This window comes from Wolbachia endosymbiont (group A) of Longitarsus flavicornis (assembly GCF_963931955.1).
Taxonomy (GTDB): domain Bacteria; phylum Pseudomonadota; class Alphaproteobacteria; order Rickettsiales; family Anaplasmataceae; genus Wolbachia.
Genome location: NZ_OZ008337.1, coordinates 29,004 through 43,964, shown reverse-complemented (window position 1 = coordinate 43,964; position 14,961 = coordinate 29,004). Strand labels below are relative to the sequence as shown.

The following is a 14,961-nucleotide window of genomic DNA, read 5'->3' as shown; positions in this document are numbered from 1 at the left end:
TCACTTCTTCCTTATCATCCAATACTTTGAAGGGTCTTGGCCGGCTCTCATACATGTGCCGGGCTTATTAGTCCCCACCCAAGCCCCCTTACAACCAAAATACGACTTACCTACATGTTCATATCCAGGAGCAGCAACACACTTTCCATTTTCCAATGTTTGCCCCTCATAAAGACAACAAACTTCTTTTTCTGTTACCGTTTTTACAATTTGGGGACCACCAAAAAACACTGCAACGAACATACCAAGTGAGAAAAGCGCAGGCCAAGGCATTTTGCCAAATATTGCAAGCAAGCTTGTACCAATTACTACCACTGTGATCATTGGCCCACCTATTCTATGAACGTAACCTATTACATTACACATTACATCTGTTGCTCCATCAGCGTGTGCATCAAATGCATAGAAAACTATAAATAGAATTACAAGAAAATTTCCCATTGTTCTTTCAATAATCATGCCTGATTGTTTCTTATTTTAATAAAATTTCAGTAAATAGCTTTTTTCAAAAATTATGCTTAACCCAATCAATATTTATTTATTACTGCCTTTTTAATACTATAATTAACTCAGTTGATTTTTATCAAAATGCTAAACCATGGAACAATTCGAGAACTTTTACATCACCACGCCAGTATATTACGTAAACGATAAGCCGCATATTGGTCATGCATACACTTCTCTCTTGTGTGACGTGGTGGCAAGGTTCATGAAACTAGCTGGGAAAAATGTCAAATTTACCACCGGTACAGATGAACATGGACAAAAAATAGAAAAAGCAGCTAAAGCAAAGGAAATGCAGCCAAAAGAATTTACAGATGAAGTGAGCGTTTCATTTAAAGAATTGGCTAAGTTCATGAATTTTGAGTATGACGATTTTATTCGCACTACGGAAGAACGTCACAAAAAAGCAGTTATAGCTTTATGGAATAGACTTGAAGAGAGAGGGCAAATATATTTGGATTCCTATTCGGGTTGGTATTCAGTTCGTGATGAAGCATTTTATCAGGAGTCAGAGCTGATAGATGGCAAAGCACCAACAGGCGCGGAAGTTCAGTGGATAAAAGAAGAGAGCTACTTTTTTCGCTTATCAAACTGGCAAGATAAATTGCTTGAGCTATATGAAGGTCAACCAAATTTTATCTTTCCTGAGAGCAGAAAAAATGAAGTGGTATCGTTTGTAAGATCAGGGCTCATTGACCTCTCAATCTCTCGTACTAGTTTTAACTGGGGAATAAAAGTACCAGGTAATGACAAACACGTAATCTATGTCTGGATAGATGCATTAACCAATTATCTTACATCAATAGGTTTCCCTAGTACTGAAGGTGAAGAATATAAGAAGTTTTGGGCAGAACCACCATCTGTCATCCCAGCTGGGATCCAGAAGGAAACACAGATTCCAGCGTCACGCGCTGCAAACCTAGCTGACAGCTCTTTCAACGTTCATGTAATTGGTAAAGACATATTGCGCTTTCACGCCGTATATTGGCCGGCAATTCTCCTTGCAGCAGATTTGCCACTACCAAAACAAATTGCAGTTCATGGTTGGTGGCTAAACGAGGGAGAAAAAATATCCAAGTCCCTTGGTAATGTCATAGATCCAATTGACCTCGCTCAAGAGTTTGGTGTTGATCAACTACGCTATTTTCTCCTTCGAGAAGCAAGTTTTGGCCAGGATGGTAACTTTAGTAAGAAAAATATGATCAGCCGCATAAACTCAGAACTGGCAAACAACATAGGCAATTTAGTACAAAGAACAATTTCATTTTTACACAAGCAATGTTCTGGAATTGTACCAATAATTGATAAAAATTTGCTTCAAGGGAATGAGAGCTTGCCAAATTGTAGGTCCATAATTGATCAAATCATGAATCATTTATCAAAGTATGAGTTTAACCAGATTATACTTCTAATTATCAACATCTCTTCTGAAGCAAATGCTTATATAGATAAAAGTGCACCCTGGACATTAAGCAAAACTGATAGAGCGCGTATGAACTTAGTAATCTACAAATTACTAGAATATATCAGGATAATTGGCATTTTATTGCAACCGATTGTTCCAAAGTCAGCGGAGATGATACTAAATCAACTGCAAATCCCGAAAGAACAACGTGATTTAAAATCTCTGTGCGATACGTGCGTAAGTTCAGGCATAACATTGCCTAAACCTACGCCGGTTTTTTTGAGGGTTGATACTAAAGTGGAGAAATAGTTTTTAAGCTATTTCTCTTGGATGGGATTACATTCATTGACTAGGGCACGTACCATTGTTTACAGACATACTATTGTCCATAGATGATGCTACAACTCCATTAAGTACTGTAGGAATATATGATGCAGCACAATATAAAACAGCACCACAGAGTCCTATTCCAGTGGTCACTGTTGCAGCTACCTTAGCCTTACCCCATGCACCCCAACCTTGACCATTTTCTCCTTTGGCTGGCTGACTTTCTGGGCTAGAAACCTTAGTAACTTGTTCTTCAACTGCATCCTCATATATCTCATCCTTAGCTGACTGCTCTTTCAGGCTAGAAATATCAACATTTAAATGATTCAAATTCTTAGAAGTTGCAAGATCTAAATAATCAACCTTTTTATCAGCTTGTTGCTCTTGCTTTTTAGAAGGAACCGCAGGATCTAAATAATCTAAACTAGTCAGCTCTTGAGTGCTAAGTTTATCCTTATAAAATTGTGCTTCAGCCTCTTTTTGAGAAATAATATTGTTTTTGCTAATCCTTATAGCTGAAAATGCAATAGTTGCAGCAGAAAATACGGCAAGGCTTACAAGGCCTGCAATAAGTGGAAGGCTCGCATTAAAAACCGCAACTGCAGTTAAGACACCAACTACTCCAGATGATACCAGAGCTAAAGTAGCCAGAGCACTAGCTACAAGATAGGGTGCATTAGTTTTATTAAATATATTTTTCATTGTGTACCTCACTAAAATAATTAATTTATTATTAAAGATTGTAGCACAAACAAAAAGATATGTCAAATTTATTAGCAAATTAATAAATCATAATAAGGTAAACCTTACCGTCATACCACCGCGGTATCCCGGCCATAGATCCCGCTAACAAGTAGCGGGATGACAAGGATAGATATTGACAAAAGATTGCTGAAGGCTATGAAATATGCCTTTCCGTGTAATCTTTAAATGCACCTCTGTTAGAGTCAAAATATAATTTCACACTGCCAATTGGCCCGTTCCTCTGCTTTGCAATAACAAGCTCTGCAATATTTCTAATTTTCTCCATTTTCTCTTGCCATTCTCGATGTTTATTGCTTCCTTCACTTGGTTGCTTTCTCAATTCGTAGTATTCTTCTCTATAGAGGAACATTACTATATCTGCATCCTGCTCTATGCTTCCTGAATCACGTAAATCAGAAAGTTGTGGTTTTTTATCATCCCTCTGCTCAACAGAACGAGAGAGCTGAGATAGTGCAACAATGGGAATATTTAGCTCCTTTGCAATTGCTTTCAAACCCTGCGTCACTTCCGAGATTTCTTGCACTCTATTTTCATTACTCCTTTTTGTCGTTCCTCTGATTAGCTGCAGATAATCAATGAATACCACTTCTACATTATATAATTGATACAGCAAACGTATTCTAGTGCGAAGTGCGCTAATTGATAGTGCAGGGGTGTCATCTATGAGGAAAGGCAGTTCAGATAACTCTGTACTAGTATTGATAAATTCATGCAATTCAAAATCACTAATTCTCCCGGTTAATGCCTTATAATAACTAATTCCTGAATCTATAGTAATCAATCTTGCAGTTAATTGCTCTGCTGACATTTCAAGTGAGAAAAACGCTACATGGTGTTGTTTATCTGTTCTTTTTTGCAACATCTTACAAGCATTAAGTGCGATGTTTAGCGCCAATGCTGTTTTACCCATAGAAGGCCTTGCAGCTAAAATTAATAAATCAGATTTTTGTAGACCACCAAGAAGCTGATTTAGATCTTGAAGTCCGGTTGTAACGCCTAGCGCTTCTGGATTATTTTTCAGTGCGCTGATCTTCTCAACCACATCTTTGACTGAACTTGCAAGTTTTATATATGTTTTCTCACCTTGTTTTTTTACTGCCAAATTGAACAATTTTGTCATTGCTTGTTCAATTTGTGCCTGTGCAGGATTTTCAATATCGTAGTTGTAGCTATCACCAACTATTTCTTGCCCGAGCTTAATTAAACATCTCCTTAAGTAAGTATCACGGATTATTCTAGTCAAACTATAAATATCAAGTGCAATACTTGCCTTCGCTGCAAGCTTTGCTAAGTACTCTACCCCACCACACTCGGTAAATGCTTGGTCGTTTTCAAAAAACATTTTAAGGCTCAGTTCATTGGCAACTATGCCATGTTTTCTGGTTTTAGATATTTGCGTAAAAATACTTTGATGCAGTGGATCATAGAAATTTTCTGCTGTAATTGTGTCTTCAACTGCATCACAAATTCTATTATCACGAATCATTGCACCAATAAGCATCTGTTCAGCTTCTAAATTATGCGGTAATTTACATATTTCTTTGTCTACACCTCTTGAATCAAGGAGATCAGCTAATTTATTCATTCTGCATTTAAGAGTAACTATCGATTATTGTAGAATATTTAGTTTTGATTTGAAAGACATATAAAATTTGACTAATTTTGTGCTACCTATAGCATTAAAACTTAATGCCCCTGTGGTGGAATGGTAGACACGGCAGACTCAAAATCTGTTGCTTGCAAAAGCATGCTGGTTCAAGTCCGGCCAGGGGCACGTTAAATATTGGAAAGTGTATATATGTTACATAAATTTTTTGATCGTTTATTTTCTATTTTTTCTTCTATAAATGTTATTCAAAAGGTAAAGAAAGACGAAAATGGAATATGTTATGTAACGGGCCTCAGGCGCTATATATCAGTATTGCTTGATTTGATTATTATCGTTTTGTTCTTGCAGTTTTGCGGCCAAGCCTTAAATCAGCTCTTTATGAACTCAGAGGATAGCAAAATATTAAGCCAAATTGCTGCAAAATATCAAATGCAAGTGCCACTGTCTATAGAAGAAAAGACAACGCAGAGTAGACTTATAAAATTACTAATCCTAAATCAAATAGTCCAGTTTATTATGCTCTTTTGCTATGTAATATATATGTGGGTAAAGTTTGCTGCTACACCTGGAAAACTATTATTTGGGCTCAGAGTTGTGGATGCACAAACCTTCGGAAAAATGACTTTAAGGCAAGCAACCAAGAGATTTTTTTCCCTCATACTATCAGTTGCACCATTATTCTTGGGCTTTTTATGGTCAAATTTCGATAAACGCTGCCAAACTTGGCACGATAAGATCGCAGGCACAGTGGTTGTCACGAGTAAAAGCCTTAGAAGGCAGAGCTAAAATTACTTGACAAACTCCGCCAGCCCTCTTATCATGAAATTGAAGCTATTTATTTATCTTCTCTGTACAGATTAAATGACAAAAAAACTCACGTATCTGGCGTCTCATGTTTAATTTTTTGCACTATGTGCACTCTATGTCTTTATCAAATTTCTGGGTTTTCAAGCTGAAATACGCTTATAAAGCATTTAAAACATAAAAAAACGCCAACTTAAAAAATGGATAGTGAATAATTAGCTACCCTAGGGTTTCTTTTGCCTTTTTTTCTGTTTAGTAAATTTCTTAACGTTTATAATTTAGATTAGTTGCGGTTTAAAAGCAGCTGAGTCGTGGTTATTAAACGTTTAGAATAAAAAAACGCCATACTTGAAAGTATAATGTAAGTAATTAGCCAACCACGGGGCTTCTTTTGCCTTTTTTTTCGTTTGGTAAATTTCTTAAATATTTATAGCTAAACGACAACCGTCATCCCGCAGCGGGATCTAGAGATACCGCGGCGGTATGACGTAGATTGCTGTCATTCCAGCGCGTGACGCTGGAATCCCAAAAAAGGATGATGTCATCCCAGTGCTCCTTTTTTTGTCATCCGAGTAGCTGACACTGGGATCCAGTTTTCCATATAATCTCATCGAAAATGTTGTAACCACTTTCTATGCTAGTTTGCTTGCTCACAAGCAAACTTTCCTGGATCCCAGTGTCTGGGCACTGGGATGACAGAAGAAGGAGGCGCTGCCGTCTTGGATGGAAACCAGTGTCAGCTACTTGCATGACACCATTCTTTTTTCTGGATCCAAGTAGTCAAGGAACTGGGATGACACCCTTTTGGATGGAAAGCTACTTTCATGACATCATCATAAAGTAAAATGAGATTCAAGTGTCACGCACTGGAATGACAAGAAGAGGGTACTGCCGTCATAAAAGAACCAGTGTCAGCCACTTGGATCTGATAGACAATGTTCGTACAGAGCTACTTGCATAGAAAATGTTTGTGACTAATTTTTAGATCAAACATGGAATTTCGACAAACTTAACTTTTTTGTGAGACTGTCCAGCAATAATAAATAAATTAGGTGTAAAGGTTGTGGCAATAGAAAAGGAAAGGTTTTTTGAAATAATACGAGAAGTAAGTAAACGCAAAGACTTAAGCAGCGATAATGTATTAAAAAAAGTACAAGATAAATTAAAAGAAAAGAGTGATGAGAACGGAATAGATTCTCCATATACAATAGTATATAACATATTTAAATCTGACAGTTTTTATAAAAACCACGAATTTAAGCTGCAAATGCCAGATAGCACTACAGCACGAGGTACATTATTACATTTTGCTGTACAATGCGGTAATGCACTAATGGTGAAGCTCCTGCTGGAAAACAAAGTAAGTGCTACTATGAAAGATCACTCTGGACTGACTCCTTTTGACATTGCTACTTCGAATGGTAATCAAGAGATAATACAGCTTTTACGAAAAGCAAATCCTCAATTAGAAAAGAATAAAGACAAAACTCCAAGAGATATCATAATAAAAACGAATAAAACTCCAGAAGGTTTAGTTGTGAACGGGAATAATGCAGCTGCTGCACCAGCAAATGTTATAAGTCCTTATTTGAAACAACACGATGCTACACGTAATGATAAACAGACTTCTGTTACGGGTGAAAGTAGTGACAGTACAGCAGATGAGCAATGCCTACGTGTTAGTGTTAAGAATATGGTAGAAAAAATTGAGTCATCGAAAAAAACAAATGCTACATATAGTGATAAACGGATTCTTACTGATGAAAGTGATAGTGAGGACAGCGGTCTAGAATTAGGACTTGAGACTGCATCTAATACCTCTTCCCGTTCCGAAATAAATCATGATGGGGCAAATCATGTTGAGGAAAATGTTGATAATCAGACTCTAGAAAACGCACTGCGATCTCAAAAGGAAGAGAATCAATCACTAAAACAACAAATACAAGATCTAGAAAGTAAAAACACAACACTTGAGGGTGGACTAGGAAAAGCGCAAAAGGAACTAACAGAATTGAGAAATTGTGTCACTGAACATGAGACTAAATTGGAAGTACTGGAGAAACTCAATGAAGAGAATGAATCACTAGAACAAAAAATACAAGATCTAGAAAGTGAAAAAGCAACGCTTAAGGATAAATTAGACAAAACAGAAAGTCAGTATTCTAAAGCAGAAGTGTTGTTAGAAAAAGCGCAAAAGGAACTAGAAGAATCAAAAAGTTGTATAGCTAGACATGAGACTAAGTTGAAACAATTCAATAAAGAGAATGAATCACTGACACAAAAAATAAAAAGTCTGGAGAATGAAAACACACCACTTGAGGGTGAACTGGGCAAAACTAAAACAAATGAAGTGTCACTAGAAAAAGTAGGAAAAAGACAATTTTCCCCAAAAGTTGCCTACGCGAGCCTTGCAGCTATGTTAGCAGTAGGTGCTGCTCTTAGTATTGCTTCCGGATTGTCTGCTCTATTAATAGTTGCAGCTTCTGTGGTATCTGCACTGATAGCCGGTGGCATTACATACACAATATCAAAACCCATCGCTCCTGACACTGAATTGAAAGAAGTGGATATTCAAGGTTCAGCACAACGGTGTTTGTAAAACTTAGCACCCACAGCTGCACGAACATTGTCCCAGGAGGTAATGTTCGTACAGTTATGTGTCAGCTACTTGCATGACACCCTGGCAATCGTCATCCCGCAGCGGGATCTAGAGATACCGTGACGGTATGACGGTCCGCTACGTGCTAGCGCCGCGGCGGTATGACGGTTAATTGTTCCGCGCGGGATGACAGGAAAAGGAGGCTACTTGCATGACGAGCTGGGATAACACCTATAGCCCTAGCGCGTAAAAGTATTTGCAAGTTACACAGTAGTGTGAATTTTTTACTTTGGTAGTTTTTTTATTACAGTTATAATCATAAAAGTAGTTGAGTTTAATTGATATGAAAACTTTTACGAAAAATTTTAAAAATAACGAAAAAAAGCTAGAGGAGTTTAATAAGGAAATTGAAGATATAACAACTATAGCTCAAGATAAATTTGCACATGAACTTGAAAATATCGCATATGACAGTGTGCAAAAATTTCGCAGTCTGCTTGCTAAAGAGTTAAACTCCACCTTTAATAATATTCATTCTCAAAATGTCAATCTACTAAAATCCAGCCTAGTTGAATACGCTATAAGTTCAAATTTTATCAATAAAAAAGGAGAAACAGCTTTAATACGTTCTCTTTTCAATATATTCATACGATAAAGCACTCAGAGTTGTTGCTGCGCCAATTTAATTTAATGTTGAATGCAAGCTGCATAGCTAAAGTAAGTAAGATTTGCCCCACGCTGTCACGAGGTAAACCTTACTTATTCTAGCTATATCAAAAAGGAGGGTTATTATGTCAATAAGATCTACTTCACCAAGAATATCTGTGCAACGTAAATCTAAGCCTGAATCTTTTCCAGTTACTTTAGAAGAGGTTAAATCTTTTTTACGCATTGAGAACGACCAGGATGATAAGTTGATTTCAGATCTAATTTTTATGGCAACTGATTACGCTGAATGGCATATGGAAAAGTCACTGGTGAAACAAACATGGCAAGTTTCATATGAAGATTATGTACCTCGTAGGATCTATTTAAGCTATGGCCCTGTGAGTAAGATAGTATTGGCTACTGCAATGATGTCTAAAAATCAAGAGAAGAGTACACTTAAGTATTATTTTAGTGATGTAGGGGGCTACGTTGAGTTTTTCAATTGTTTGAATGCAATAAGAGTTGATGTTGTATACGAAGCTGGTTATGACAATGTTCCTGAGCAGATAAAACTAGGTATTATGCGGCATGTTTCTGCTCTTTACAAAAATCGTGAATCGGAGGTAAGTAGCCATTTATCTGAAGTGAAGAAGGTATATTCTCCATTTCGCGAACCAAAGGTTGTTTTGTAGATAAGGATGAAATATAGCTAAAGTAAATAAGACTTGCCAACGTCATACCGCGATTCATTCGCGGTATCTCTTAACATAGATCCCGCTAACAAGCAGCGGGATGACGAGTTTCTATATATCTTTCGAGGGTTAATTATGAAAAAAATTCAAGCTATAAACGAGTTGTACAGTAGCATTTATGAAGCACTAAAAGCAAACTCTGATTTAAGGAAATATGTTACTAACATTTATGACTACTTACCTAAACAGGTCACCATTCCTTACCTGAGATTGCGTGTAGTGAATTATAATAACCTGCATATGCTGTCCAATTTTGCTACAAAGGCAAGATTTTCATGCGACATATATACTTATCATATAGACAGTATGTTTGCCATTATAAGGCATATTAACTTGATACTTAAGAGTATTAAATATTCTGATAATGAAACTATTTTGGAAAGTAATTGTGCTATGAGTCAGCACGATGAAATTTTACATTCAACAATTAATTTTGATATTTTAATAAAAGGAGGTGATAATGAGCAAATTACAGCTAAAAATTAAAGATCATGACAATAATTTTATTGTGTTAAATAATATACGAAACCTAAGGTTTACTTTGCGTAATAACAGAGAAGAGGTGAGAGATATTTCTTCTTTTGGCTGGAGAAAAGTATTGGACTCTGCTGGAAGCAGACATATTACGATAAAAATTAATGGAATTTTAGACTCTGTATTAGCTGATGAATTATTACGTAATTCTGCTATGCTAAACTCTAATAATGATTATGAAATTAGTTTTAATGCTAAAGAAAAGATCAGATTACGATGTTCAGTTGAACTGTATGAGAGATATTATGATCCTGTTACTTTTGACAGTTTTACTGTCGTTTTAGTCAGTGCTGAAGTTGTAAACGCTTTTCATTAATGTTAATTTAATTTTTTCATATACAATAGTAACTGGTGAGAATTTTAACTAAATTAAAAAAAATCATGAACGACGAAGACCTTTTCGAGGAAGACGGTGATAATATTGAAGAAAATAACGATGATAAAAGAGAGAGAAGTTTAGAAAATGAAAATCAGCAAAATCAAGAAAAACAACACAAAGAGGAAGATAAGCAATACATAATACAATATATTCAAGACTATTTAAAAGTTTTTGAGGATATTCTAAATCAGATCGACGAAGGAATTGACAATTTAGATAGTTACGAAAGGACTATGCAAATAAAGCGAAGTATAGATAGGCTCATAGAGACTTTATATAGTCAGGCTGCGTCCGAAGATATTGATGCAGAACTTGAAACCACAAAGCATACTCGCGATAAATCAGAATCTATGAAAAGAGTTAGAGAGAAGAGGAGAAAGCAAGTGATAGAAGAAGTATTAAGTGGCATGTTTGCCCAGCAACAAAAGGAGCTAATGAACGCTAAACACTTAAGTCATGGACATGAAACAGCAAAAGATGGGGATGTCCACGAAGCAAAGGAAAAAGTGAAGTCTTCAATCAGGGGAGTGTTGTTTTCGGTGATTGCTCATAGGATGGATCCAAGAAGGAGGGCAGGGGAAACTGCTGACGGTAACGAAAAGCAAGCTCATATACATGGCAGGGAAGCAGTTGGTGGAGTTTTAGGTGCATTGTTAAAAACATTTTTAACAGCAGTTACTGCCGTTGTGCGCGAAATTGCTAAACCACTTCAGAAACAGGAAACATCTTTTGCAAAACAAGTTGAAGAAAGCAGAAACGCAGATCCACAAAAAGGTCGATCTGTATAGACTTACCCTCTGATTTCTCTCTATCTTTTAGGTCAAAAGTTGTAATACTTCAAAATAGGATTGAACAATTGTGTGTATAATTATTAATGCTTTCTAAGTGGATTTCTTATGGCTTTTTCTAAGTTTCTCGATCCAAAATTGGACCTAACATTTAAAAAAATATTTGGTACTGAGAGAAATCAGAATATTCTTATTCATTTTTTGAACGATATTTTAGGGTGTACTGAAGTTAATACTATACAAGAAATAGAATTCATCAGCACCATTATGAACCCTGAAATTGCCTCTGATAAACAAAGTATTGTTGATGTTCTCTGCAAGGATTCTCACGGAAATAGATATATAGCAGAAATGCAGCTCGCTAGAGACAAGGGCTTTGAAAAACGTGCTCAATATTACGCTGCCAAAGCTTATTCAAGGCAATCTATTAGGTACGCCAATTTACAGAAGATTTTCTTTATTGCTATATCAAATTGTAACTTACTTCCTGAAGAAGTTGATTATATTTCTACTCACAATATACGTGATATAAAAACTAACGGCCATTACTTAAAAGATTTTCAGTTTGTCTTTATTGAGTTGCCTAAATTCGCAAAAAATAAAGTAGAGCAGTTAGAAAGTATAGTAGAAAGGTGGTGCTTCTTTTTTAGTGCGACCCGGAAAGCCGTGGTTTTGTGATGGTTAAATTCCATCTTCCCTAGACATCGGGGATAATGTATATCTCACATTTTAAAGGGTGGCAACCTTTGGGATGCAAGCATGAGATAAAAGCAGGTAACACTAAACCTCATCCTGCAAACAGAGTTAGATATGATTACGAGAGGAACCTATGTTTGAATTGTCGTCAAAGCATAGTATGCGAAAAGAGGTTGAACTACGCATAGACCAAAATGGTACGAAGCAAAAGGGGAACTAAAGATTGAAGACTTTAGTTATTGATGTTCCCAGCTTCCGGCAAATAGTAGGAATCTAAGTTTAACGTGAAACGAAGCCATGGAACGGAGTAACCACATAAAAGCTCTTATATTCATTAAAATATAAGTAGGTAGCCAACCACAAGCTGCTATGTGGAAGAAGAAGCTAATGCCCAAAGTAATATCTGGGATATGCAGACGTAAACACTTTAATTTGGAAGGTAAAGTGGTGAATAGTAGTGAATATGTTATGGACCAGCAAAAAGCTAGGTATGAATGGAATGGAATTCCTTGGCGAAAGCTGAAGAAATCTTCATTTAAGCTACAAAAACGAATTTACCAAGCTTCTAAATGTAATGATATCAAAAAGATGCATAATCTTCAGAGATTATTACTCAAATCAACAAGTGCAAAAACACTCGCTGTTAGGAAAGTAACACAGGACAATAGGGGGAAGAAGACTGCAGGTATTGATGGAAAGGCTAACCTTAATCAAAAAGAAAGATTACAACTATCATATTCTTTAGATATAAAAGGAAAAGCAAAGCCATCAAGACGTGTCTGACCTGGTAAGCCATCGGAGCATCGCCCGCTTGGTATACCCACTATATCTGTCGAGCAAAACAAACACTTGTAAAAATGGCTTTAGAACCAGAATGGGAGGCAAAACTTGAGCCAAACACTTATGGTTTTAGACCTGGTAGATCATGTCATGATGCAATTGAAGCCATATTTGATGTGCTAAAACAGAAAACAGCATATGTATTAGATGCTGATATTTCTGGATGCTTTGATTATACATATTGATACTCCTATAAAAAATTTAGATTGTTGAACTTACCATCTTTAAAGTCCATAAACATTTTAACAGTTTCTGGTTTATCCTCAAATAGATATTTACCCTTTCCAATACTATCATCTTTCCGTATTTTAATTTGACCATTGTTTATTCTATCGTAAAGCCAGTGGCTGGGAACTTTAAGGATTTTTGCGATTTGTGGAATAGTAAAGTAACCAGGCACTTTAGTTGGATGTGATTGCCACTTTTTCAGAAAGATGTTATTCTTTAATCTAATTGTTTTTACTGTGCTTTCTAATACAACATTTTTCATGGGAGAGCGATGCCCATGTTCTTCTAAGTATTTAGCAATTTCCATATCTGTCTTGCCTTCTTTACTGAGCTTTATTATAGATTGCTCCATTTCTGTTGCTGCAGTTAATTCACGAAAAGATCTTACTGGAATAGGCACATTAGAAGTAGTAGTTTCTCCACCATGCCATACAATGCGTATTTGTAAGCAGTCGCGTTTAATTCTGTGTGCTACTACTTTATCAATTAGGCAACGGAGAAAGGACTTTCGTTGTTGACGTGACAGAACTGGCTTATGCCAAATCTCAGGTAATCTTTTGCCTACATCTAAAAATACTGTTTTCAATTTCTCAGATAATTGAGGTGTTGGTTTACGTGGATGCTGACGTTCGAACATAATTTCTGCTTGCTGGAGTTCTTTCAATGCTTGTTCCCAGCGTCTTTCAAGTTCTGCAGCTACAAGACGATTGTCAGGGTCTACTTGATTAAATTGTCTTTCTGCCAATCTAACTTGATACCTTAGACGCTCTAATTGTTGTAAATGTGCTTTATTAATTGCTTGTTCAGATTGCAATTGTGAGTTAATCGCCTGAGTATAAGCATCAAGCTCAATTTGACCAAGTGCTGCAAAAAATTTGGGAACTACCTCACTATCAATAATATCAGCTGGTAAAAGTTGACATATAGGCACAAGGTACTGCTGGCGTAAATAGTTGCATAAATAACGGTTTCCTTCTTTATACTGTGCCAACATTTTGTGTCCACATTCTCCACAATAGATTATTCCATGCAATAATGCTGCACCTGGTATAGCTATACCACGTGTTTTATTGCGATCATATTCTGCATGATTATCTTTTAGCATCATTTGAATCTTTATAAAAGTTTCCCAATCTATATAAGCTGAATATTTATCTTTGATTAAAACTTTCCATTCCTCCATTGGTAATTTTTTTGTTATTTTGTCAACAGAAGATGGCTTATGGCGTGTAGTACGGGAACGTCCATAAACAAATGCTCCAGCATAAGCTGGGTTTTTGAGTATTGAAGTAATTGCTGCCACAGTTGGCTTTTTCCACTGCAGTTCTTTAAATTTGTCATATCTAGGAATGGTAAGTTGATAATCATTAAAATGTCTTAGAACCTTTGATGCTGTTCGTTTTTCCAAAAAAGTTTCAAAAATAAGATTAATACGAGACTGAACTTCAAGGTTAGGATCCTTATTCACAGAACCATCAATATTACGAACAAGGCCAGCTGGAAGAGATAATGCTAAATCGCCTCTAGTTGCTTTATTTAGCAGTCCAGCATTTAGTCTAGCTTTTATAGTAGATAACTCCATTTCAGCAAGTTGTCCTTTCAGACCAAGTAGCAGCCGACCATTAATGGTACCAGGGTCATAAATACCATCTCTATCGGCTATCAAACACTGTTTATAGCCACATATGTCCAGTAATGGGTACCAGTCTGAACAATTACGCGACAAGCGTGTTACATCATAAGAAAGAATAATCCCTACCTTTGCTAAGGTAACTTTAGTGACAATTTCCTTAAACCCTTCACGCTTTTCGGCACTAGCACCAGTCAAACCTAGATCACTATCAATGACTACAATACTATCAGCTTTCCACCCAAGGTCAATTGCTCTTTGTTTCAGTGCATACTGTAACTCCAAGCTTTCTTGATTGCTCAGTGCTTGATGAGGTGTTGATTGTCTGATGTAAATTATTGCTTCGCGTGCTAGGTGTTGTGCTGTGATTAGTTCTGATGTACTCATGGATAACCTCTTTGGATTCTAATAATATATTTTCTAAAATTTCTGACTTGAAACTTTGCGGCATTT

17 protein-coding genes and 1 tRNA gene are annotated in these 14,961 nt (G+C 36.4%); 13 read left to right on the top strand and 5 right to left on the bottom strand.

What is annotated here, in order from left to right; genetic code table 11:
- The gene (locus AABM58_RS00255; protein ID WP_338405947.1) at window positions 1-459 is read right to left on the bottom strand and encodes a TrbC/VirB2 family protein; all 459 of its coding nucleotides are present in this window, start codon (window positions 457-459) and stop codon (window positions 1-3) included.
- Window positions 460-598: 139 nt separating this feature from the next.
- On the opposite strand from AABM58_RS00255, the gene metG reads away from it, so the two are divergent.
- On the top strand, window positions 599-2,218 hold the full coding sequence (metG, locus tag AABM58_RS00250; protein WP_338405946.1) for a methionine--tRNA ligase: 1,620 nt from the start codon (window positions 599-601) through the stop codon (window positions 2,216-2,218).
- A gap of 33 nt (window positions 2,219-2,251) precedes the next feature.
- Here metG and AABM58_RS00245 read toward each other — a convergent pair whose 3' ends face one another.
- A complete protein-coding gene (locus tag AABM58_RS00245) occupies window positions 2,252-2,938 on the bottom strand; it encodes a hypothetical protein (RefSeq protein WP_338405945.1) in 687 nt (228 codons plus the stop codon).
- 196 nt (window positions 2,939-3,134) lie between these two features.
- On the bottom strand, window positions 3,135-4,586 hold the full coding sequence (locus AABM58_RS00240) for a replicative DNA helicase (protein WP_338405944.1): 1,452 nt from the start codon (window positions 4,584-4,586) through the stop codon (window positions 3,135-3,137).
- Window positions 4,587-4,692: 106 nt separating this feature from the next.
- Here AABM58_RS00240 and AABM58_RS00235 point away from each other — a divergent pair.
- Both AABM58_RS00235 and AABM58_RS00230 read left to right on the top strand, forming a co-directional pair.
- Window positions 4,693-4,775, top strand: a tRNA-Leu gene (locus AABM58_RS00235).
- Between the two features lie 24 nt (window positions 4,776-4,799).
- Window positions 4,800-5,396, top strand: a complete 597-nt coding sequence (locus AABM58_RS00230) for an RDD family protein (RefSeq protein WP_338405943.1) — start codon at window positions 4,800-4,802, stop codon at window positions 5,394-5,396.
- Between the two features lie 482 nt (window positions 5,397-5,878).
- On the opposite strand, the gene AABM58_RS00225 is transcribed toward AABM58_RS00230, so the two are convergent.
- Complete coding sequence (locus AABM58_RS00225) at window positions 5,879-6,025, bottom strand: hypothetical protein (protein ID WP_338405942.1); 147 nt, start codon at window positions 6,023-6,025, stop codon at window positions 5,879-5,881.
- A gap of 23 nt (window positions 6,026-6,048) precedes the next feature.
- On the opposite strand from AABM58_RS00225, the gene AABM58_RS00220 reads away from it, so the two are divergent.
- From AABM58_RS00220 to AABM58_RS00175, 10 genes are all read left to right on the top strand, one after another.
- Window positions 6,049-6,258, top strand: coding sequence for a WPE palindromic element domain-containing protein (locus AABM58_RS00220; protein WP_338405941.1), 210 nt, complete (start codon window positions 6,049-6,051; stop codon window positions 6,256-6,258).
- A gap of 219 nt (window positions 6,259-6,477) precedes the next feature.
- Window positions 6,478-8,013 carry an ankyrin repeat domain-containing protein gene (locus AABM58_RS00215; protein ID WP_338405940.1) on the top strand — a complete coding sequence of 512 codons (1,536 nt, stop codon included), beginning with the start codon at window positions 6,478-6,480 and terminating at the stop codon, window positions 8,011-8,013.
- Between the two features lie 343 nt (window positions 8,014-8,356).
- On the top strand, window positions 8,357-8,668 hold the full coding sequence (locus AABM58_RS00210) for an ECH_0659 family protein (RefSeq protein ID WP_319803698.1): 312 nt from the start codon (window positions 8,357-8,359) through the stop codon (window positions 8,666-8,668).
- Window positions 8,669-8,804: 136 nt separating this feature from the next.
- Complete coding sequence (locus AABM58_RS00205) at window positions 8,805-9,353, top strand: head-tail connector protein (RefSeq protein WP_095742630.1); 549 nt, start codon at window positions 8,805-8,807, stop codon at window positions 9,351-9,353.
- A 135-nt stretch (window positions 9,354-9,488) separates the two neighbouring features.
- Window positions 9,489-9,899, top strand: a complete 411-nt coding sequence (locus tag AABM58_RS00200) for a DUF3168 domain-containing protein (RefSeq protein ID WP_338405939.1) — start codon at window positions 9,489-9,491, stop codon at window positions 9,897-9,899.
- On the top strand, window positions 9,874-10,263 hold the full coding sequence (locus AABM58_RS00195; protein ID WP_338405938.1) for a phage tail tube protein: 390 nt from the start codon (window positions 9,874-9,876) through the stop codon (window positions 10,261-10,263). Before AABM58_RS00200 ends, AABM58_RS00195 begins: the two co-directional genes overlap by 26 nt.
- Window positions 10,264-10,328: 65 nt before the next feature.
- Window positions 10,329-11,114, top strand: coding sequence for a hypothetical protein (locus tag AABM58_RS00190; protein WP_338406863.1), 786 nt, complete (start codon window positions 10,329-10,331; stop codon window positions 11,112-11,114).
- 108 nt (window positions 11,115-11,222) lie between these two features.
- Window positions 11,223-11,792, top strand: a complete 570-nt coding sequence (locus AABM58_RS00185; RefSeq protein ID WP_338405937.1) for an Rpn family recombination-promoting nuclease/putative transposase — start codon at window positions 11,223-11,225, stop codon at window positions 11,790-11,792.
- Between the two features lie 405 nt (window positions 11,793-12,197).
- Entirely contained in the window at window positions 12,198-12,593 is a 396-nt protein-coding gene (locus tag AABM58_RS00180; RefSeq protein ID WP_338405936.1) for a reverse transcriptase N-terminal domain-containing protein, read from the top strand.
- A gap of 11 nt (window positions 12,594-12,604) precedes the next feature.
- Window positions 12,605-12,835 carry a reverse transcriptase domain-containing protein gene (locus AABM58_RS00175; RefSeq protein ID WP_338406862.1) on the top strand — a complete coding sequence of 77 codons (231 nt, stop codon included), beginning with the start codon at window positions 12,605-12,607 and terminating at the stop codon, window positions 12,833-12,835.
- Between the two features lie 5 nt (window positions 12,836-12,840).
- Here AABM58_RS00175 and AABM58_RS00170 read toward each other — a convergent pair whose 3' ends face one another.
- Window positions 12,841-14,895 carry a recombinase family protein gene (locus AABM58_RS00170; RefSeq protein WP_338405935.1) on the bottom strand — a complete coding sequence of 685 codons (2,055 nt, stop codon included), beginning with the start codon at window positions 14,893-14,895 and terminating at the stop codon, window positions 12,841-12,843.
- Window positions 14,896-14,961 lie beyond the last annotated feature (66 nt).

Bases quoted from the DNA above. Each gene is read 5' to 3' on its own strand.
- AABM58_RS00240 (WP_338405944.1), bottom strand. From the start codon at position 4,586: ATGAATAAATTAGCTGATCTCCTTGATTCAAGAGGTGTAGACAAAGAA.
- AABM58_RS00195 (WP_338405938.1), top strand. From the start codon at position 9,874: ATGAGCAAATTACAGCTAAAAATTAAAGATCATGACAATAATTTTATT.
- AABM58_RS00245 (WP_338405945.1), bottom strand. From the start codon at position 2,938: ATGAAAAATATATTTAATAAAACTAATGCACCCTATCTTGTAGCTAGT.
- AABM58_RS00200 (WP_338405939.1), top strand. From the start codon at position 9,489: ATGAAAAAAATTCAAGCTATAAACGAGTTGTACAGTAGCATTTATGAA.
- AABM58_RS00205 (WP_095742630.1), top strand. From the start codon at position 8,805: ATGTCAATAAGATCTACTTCACCAAGAATATCTGTGCAACGTAAATCT.
- AABM58_RS00170 (WP_338405935.1), bottom strand. From the start codon at position 14,895: ATGAGTACATCAGAACTAATCACAGCACAACACCTAGCACGCGAAGCA.
- AABM58_RS00180 (WP_338405936.1), top strand. From the start codon at position 12,198: ATGCCCAAAGTAATATCTGGGATATGCAGACGTAAACACTTTAATTTG.
- AABM58_RS00210 (WP_319803698.1), top strand. From the start codon at position 8,357: ATGAAAACTTTTACGAAAAATTTTAAAAATAACGAAAAAAAGCTAGAG.
- AABM58_RS00255 (WP_338405947.1), bottom strand. From the start codon at position 459: ATGATTATTGAAAGAACAATGGGAAATTTTCTTGTAATTCTATTTATA.
- AABM58_RS00220 (WP_338405941.1), top strand. From the start codon at position 6,049: ATGCTAGTTTGCTTGCTCACAAGCAAACTTTCCTGGATCCCAGTGTCT.
- metG (WP_338405946.1), top strand. From the start codon at position 599: ATGGAACAATTCGAGAACTTTTACATCACCACGCCAGTATATTACGTA.
- AABM58_RS00225 (WP_338405942.1), bottom strand. From the start codon at position 6,025: ATGAGATTATATGGAAAACTGGATCCCAGTGTCAGCTACTCGGATGAC.
- AABM58_RS00185 (WP_338405937.1), top strand. From the start codon at position 11,223: ATGGCTTTTTCTAAGTTTCTCGATCCAAAATTGGACCTAACATTTAAA.
- AABM58_RS00230 (WP_338405943.1), top strand. From the start codon at position 4,800: ATGTTACATAAATTTTTTGATCGTTTATTTTCTATTTTTTCTTCTATA.
- AABM58_RS00190 (WP_338406863.1), top strand. From the start codon at position 10,329: ATGAACGACGAAGACCTTTTCGAGGAAGACGGTGATAATATTGAAGAA.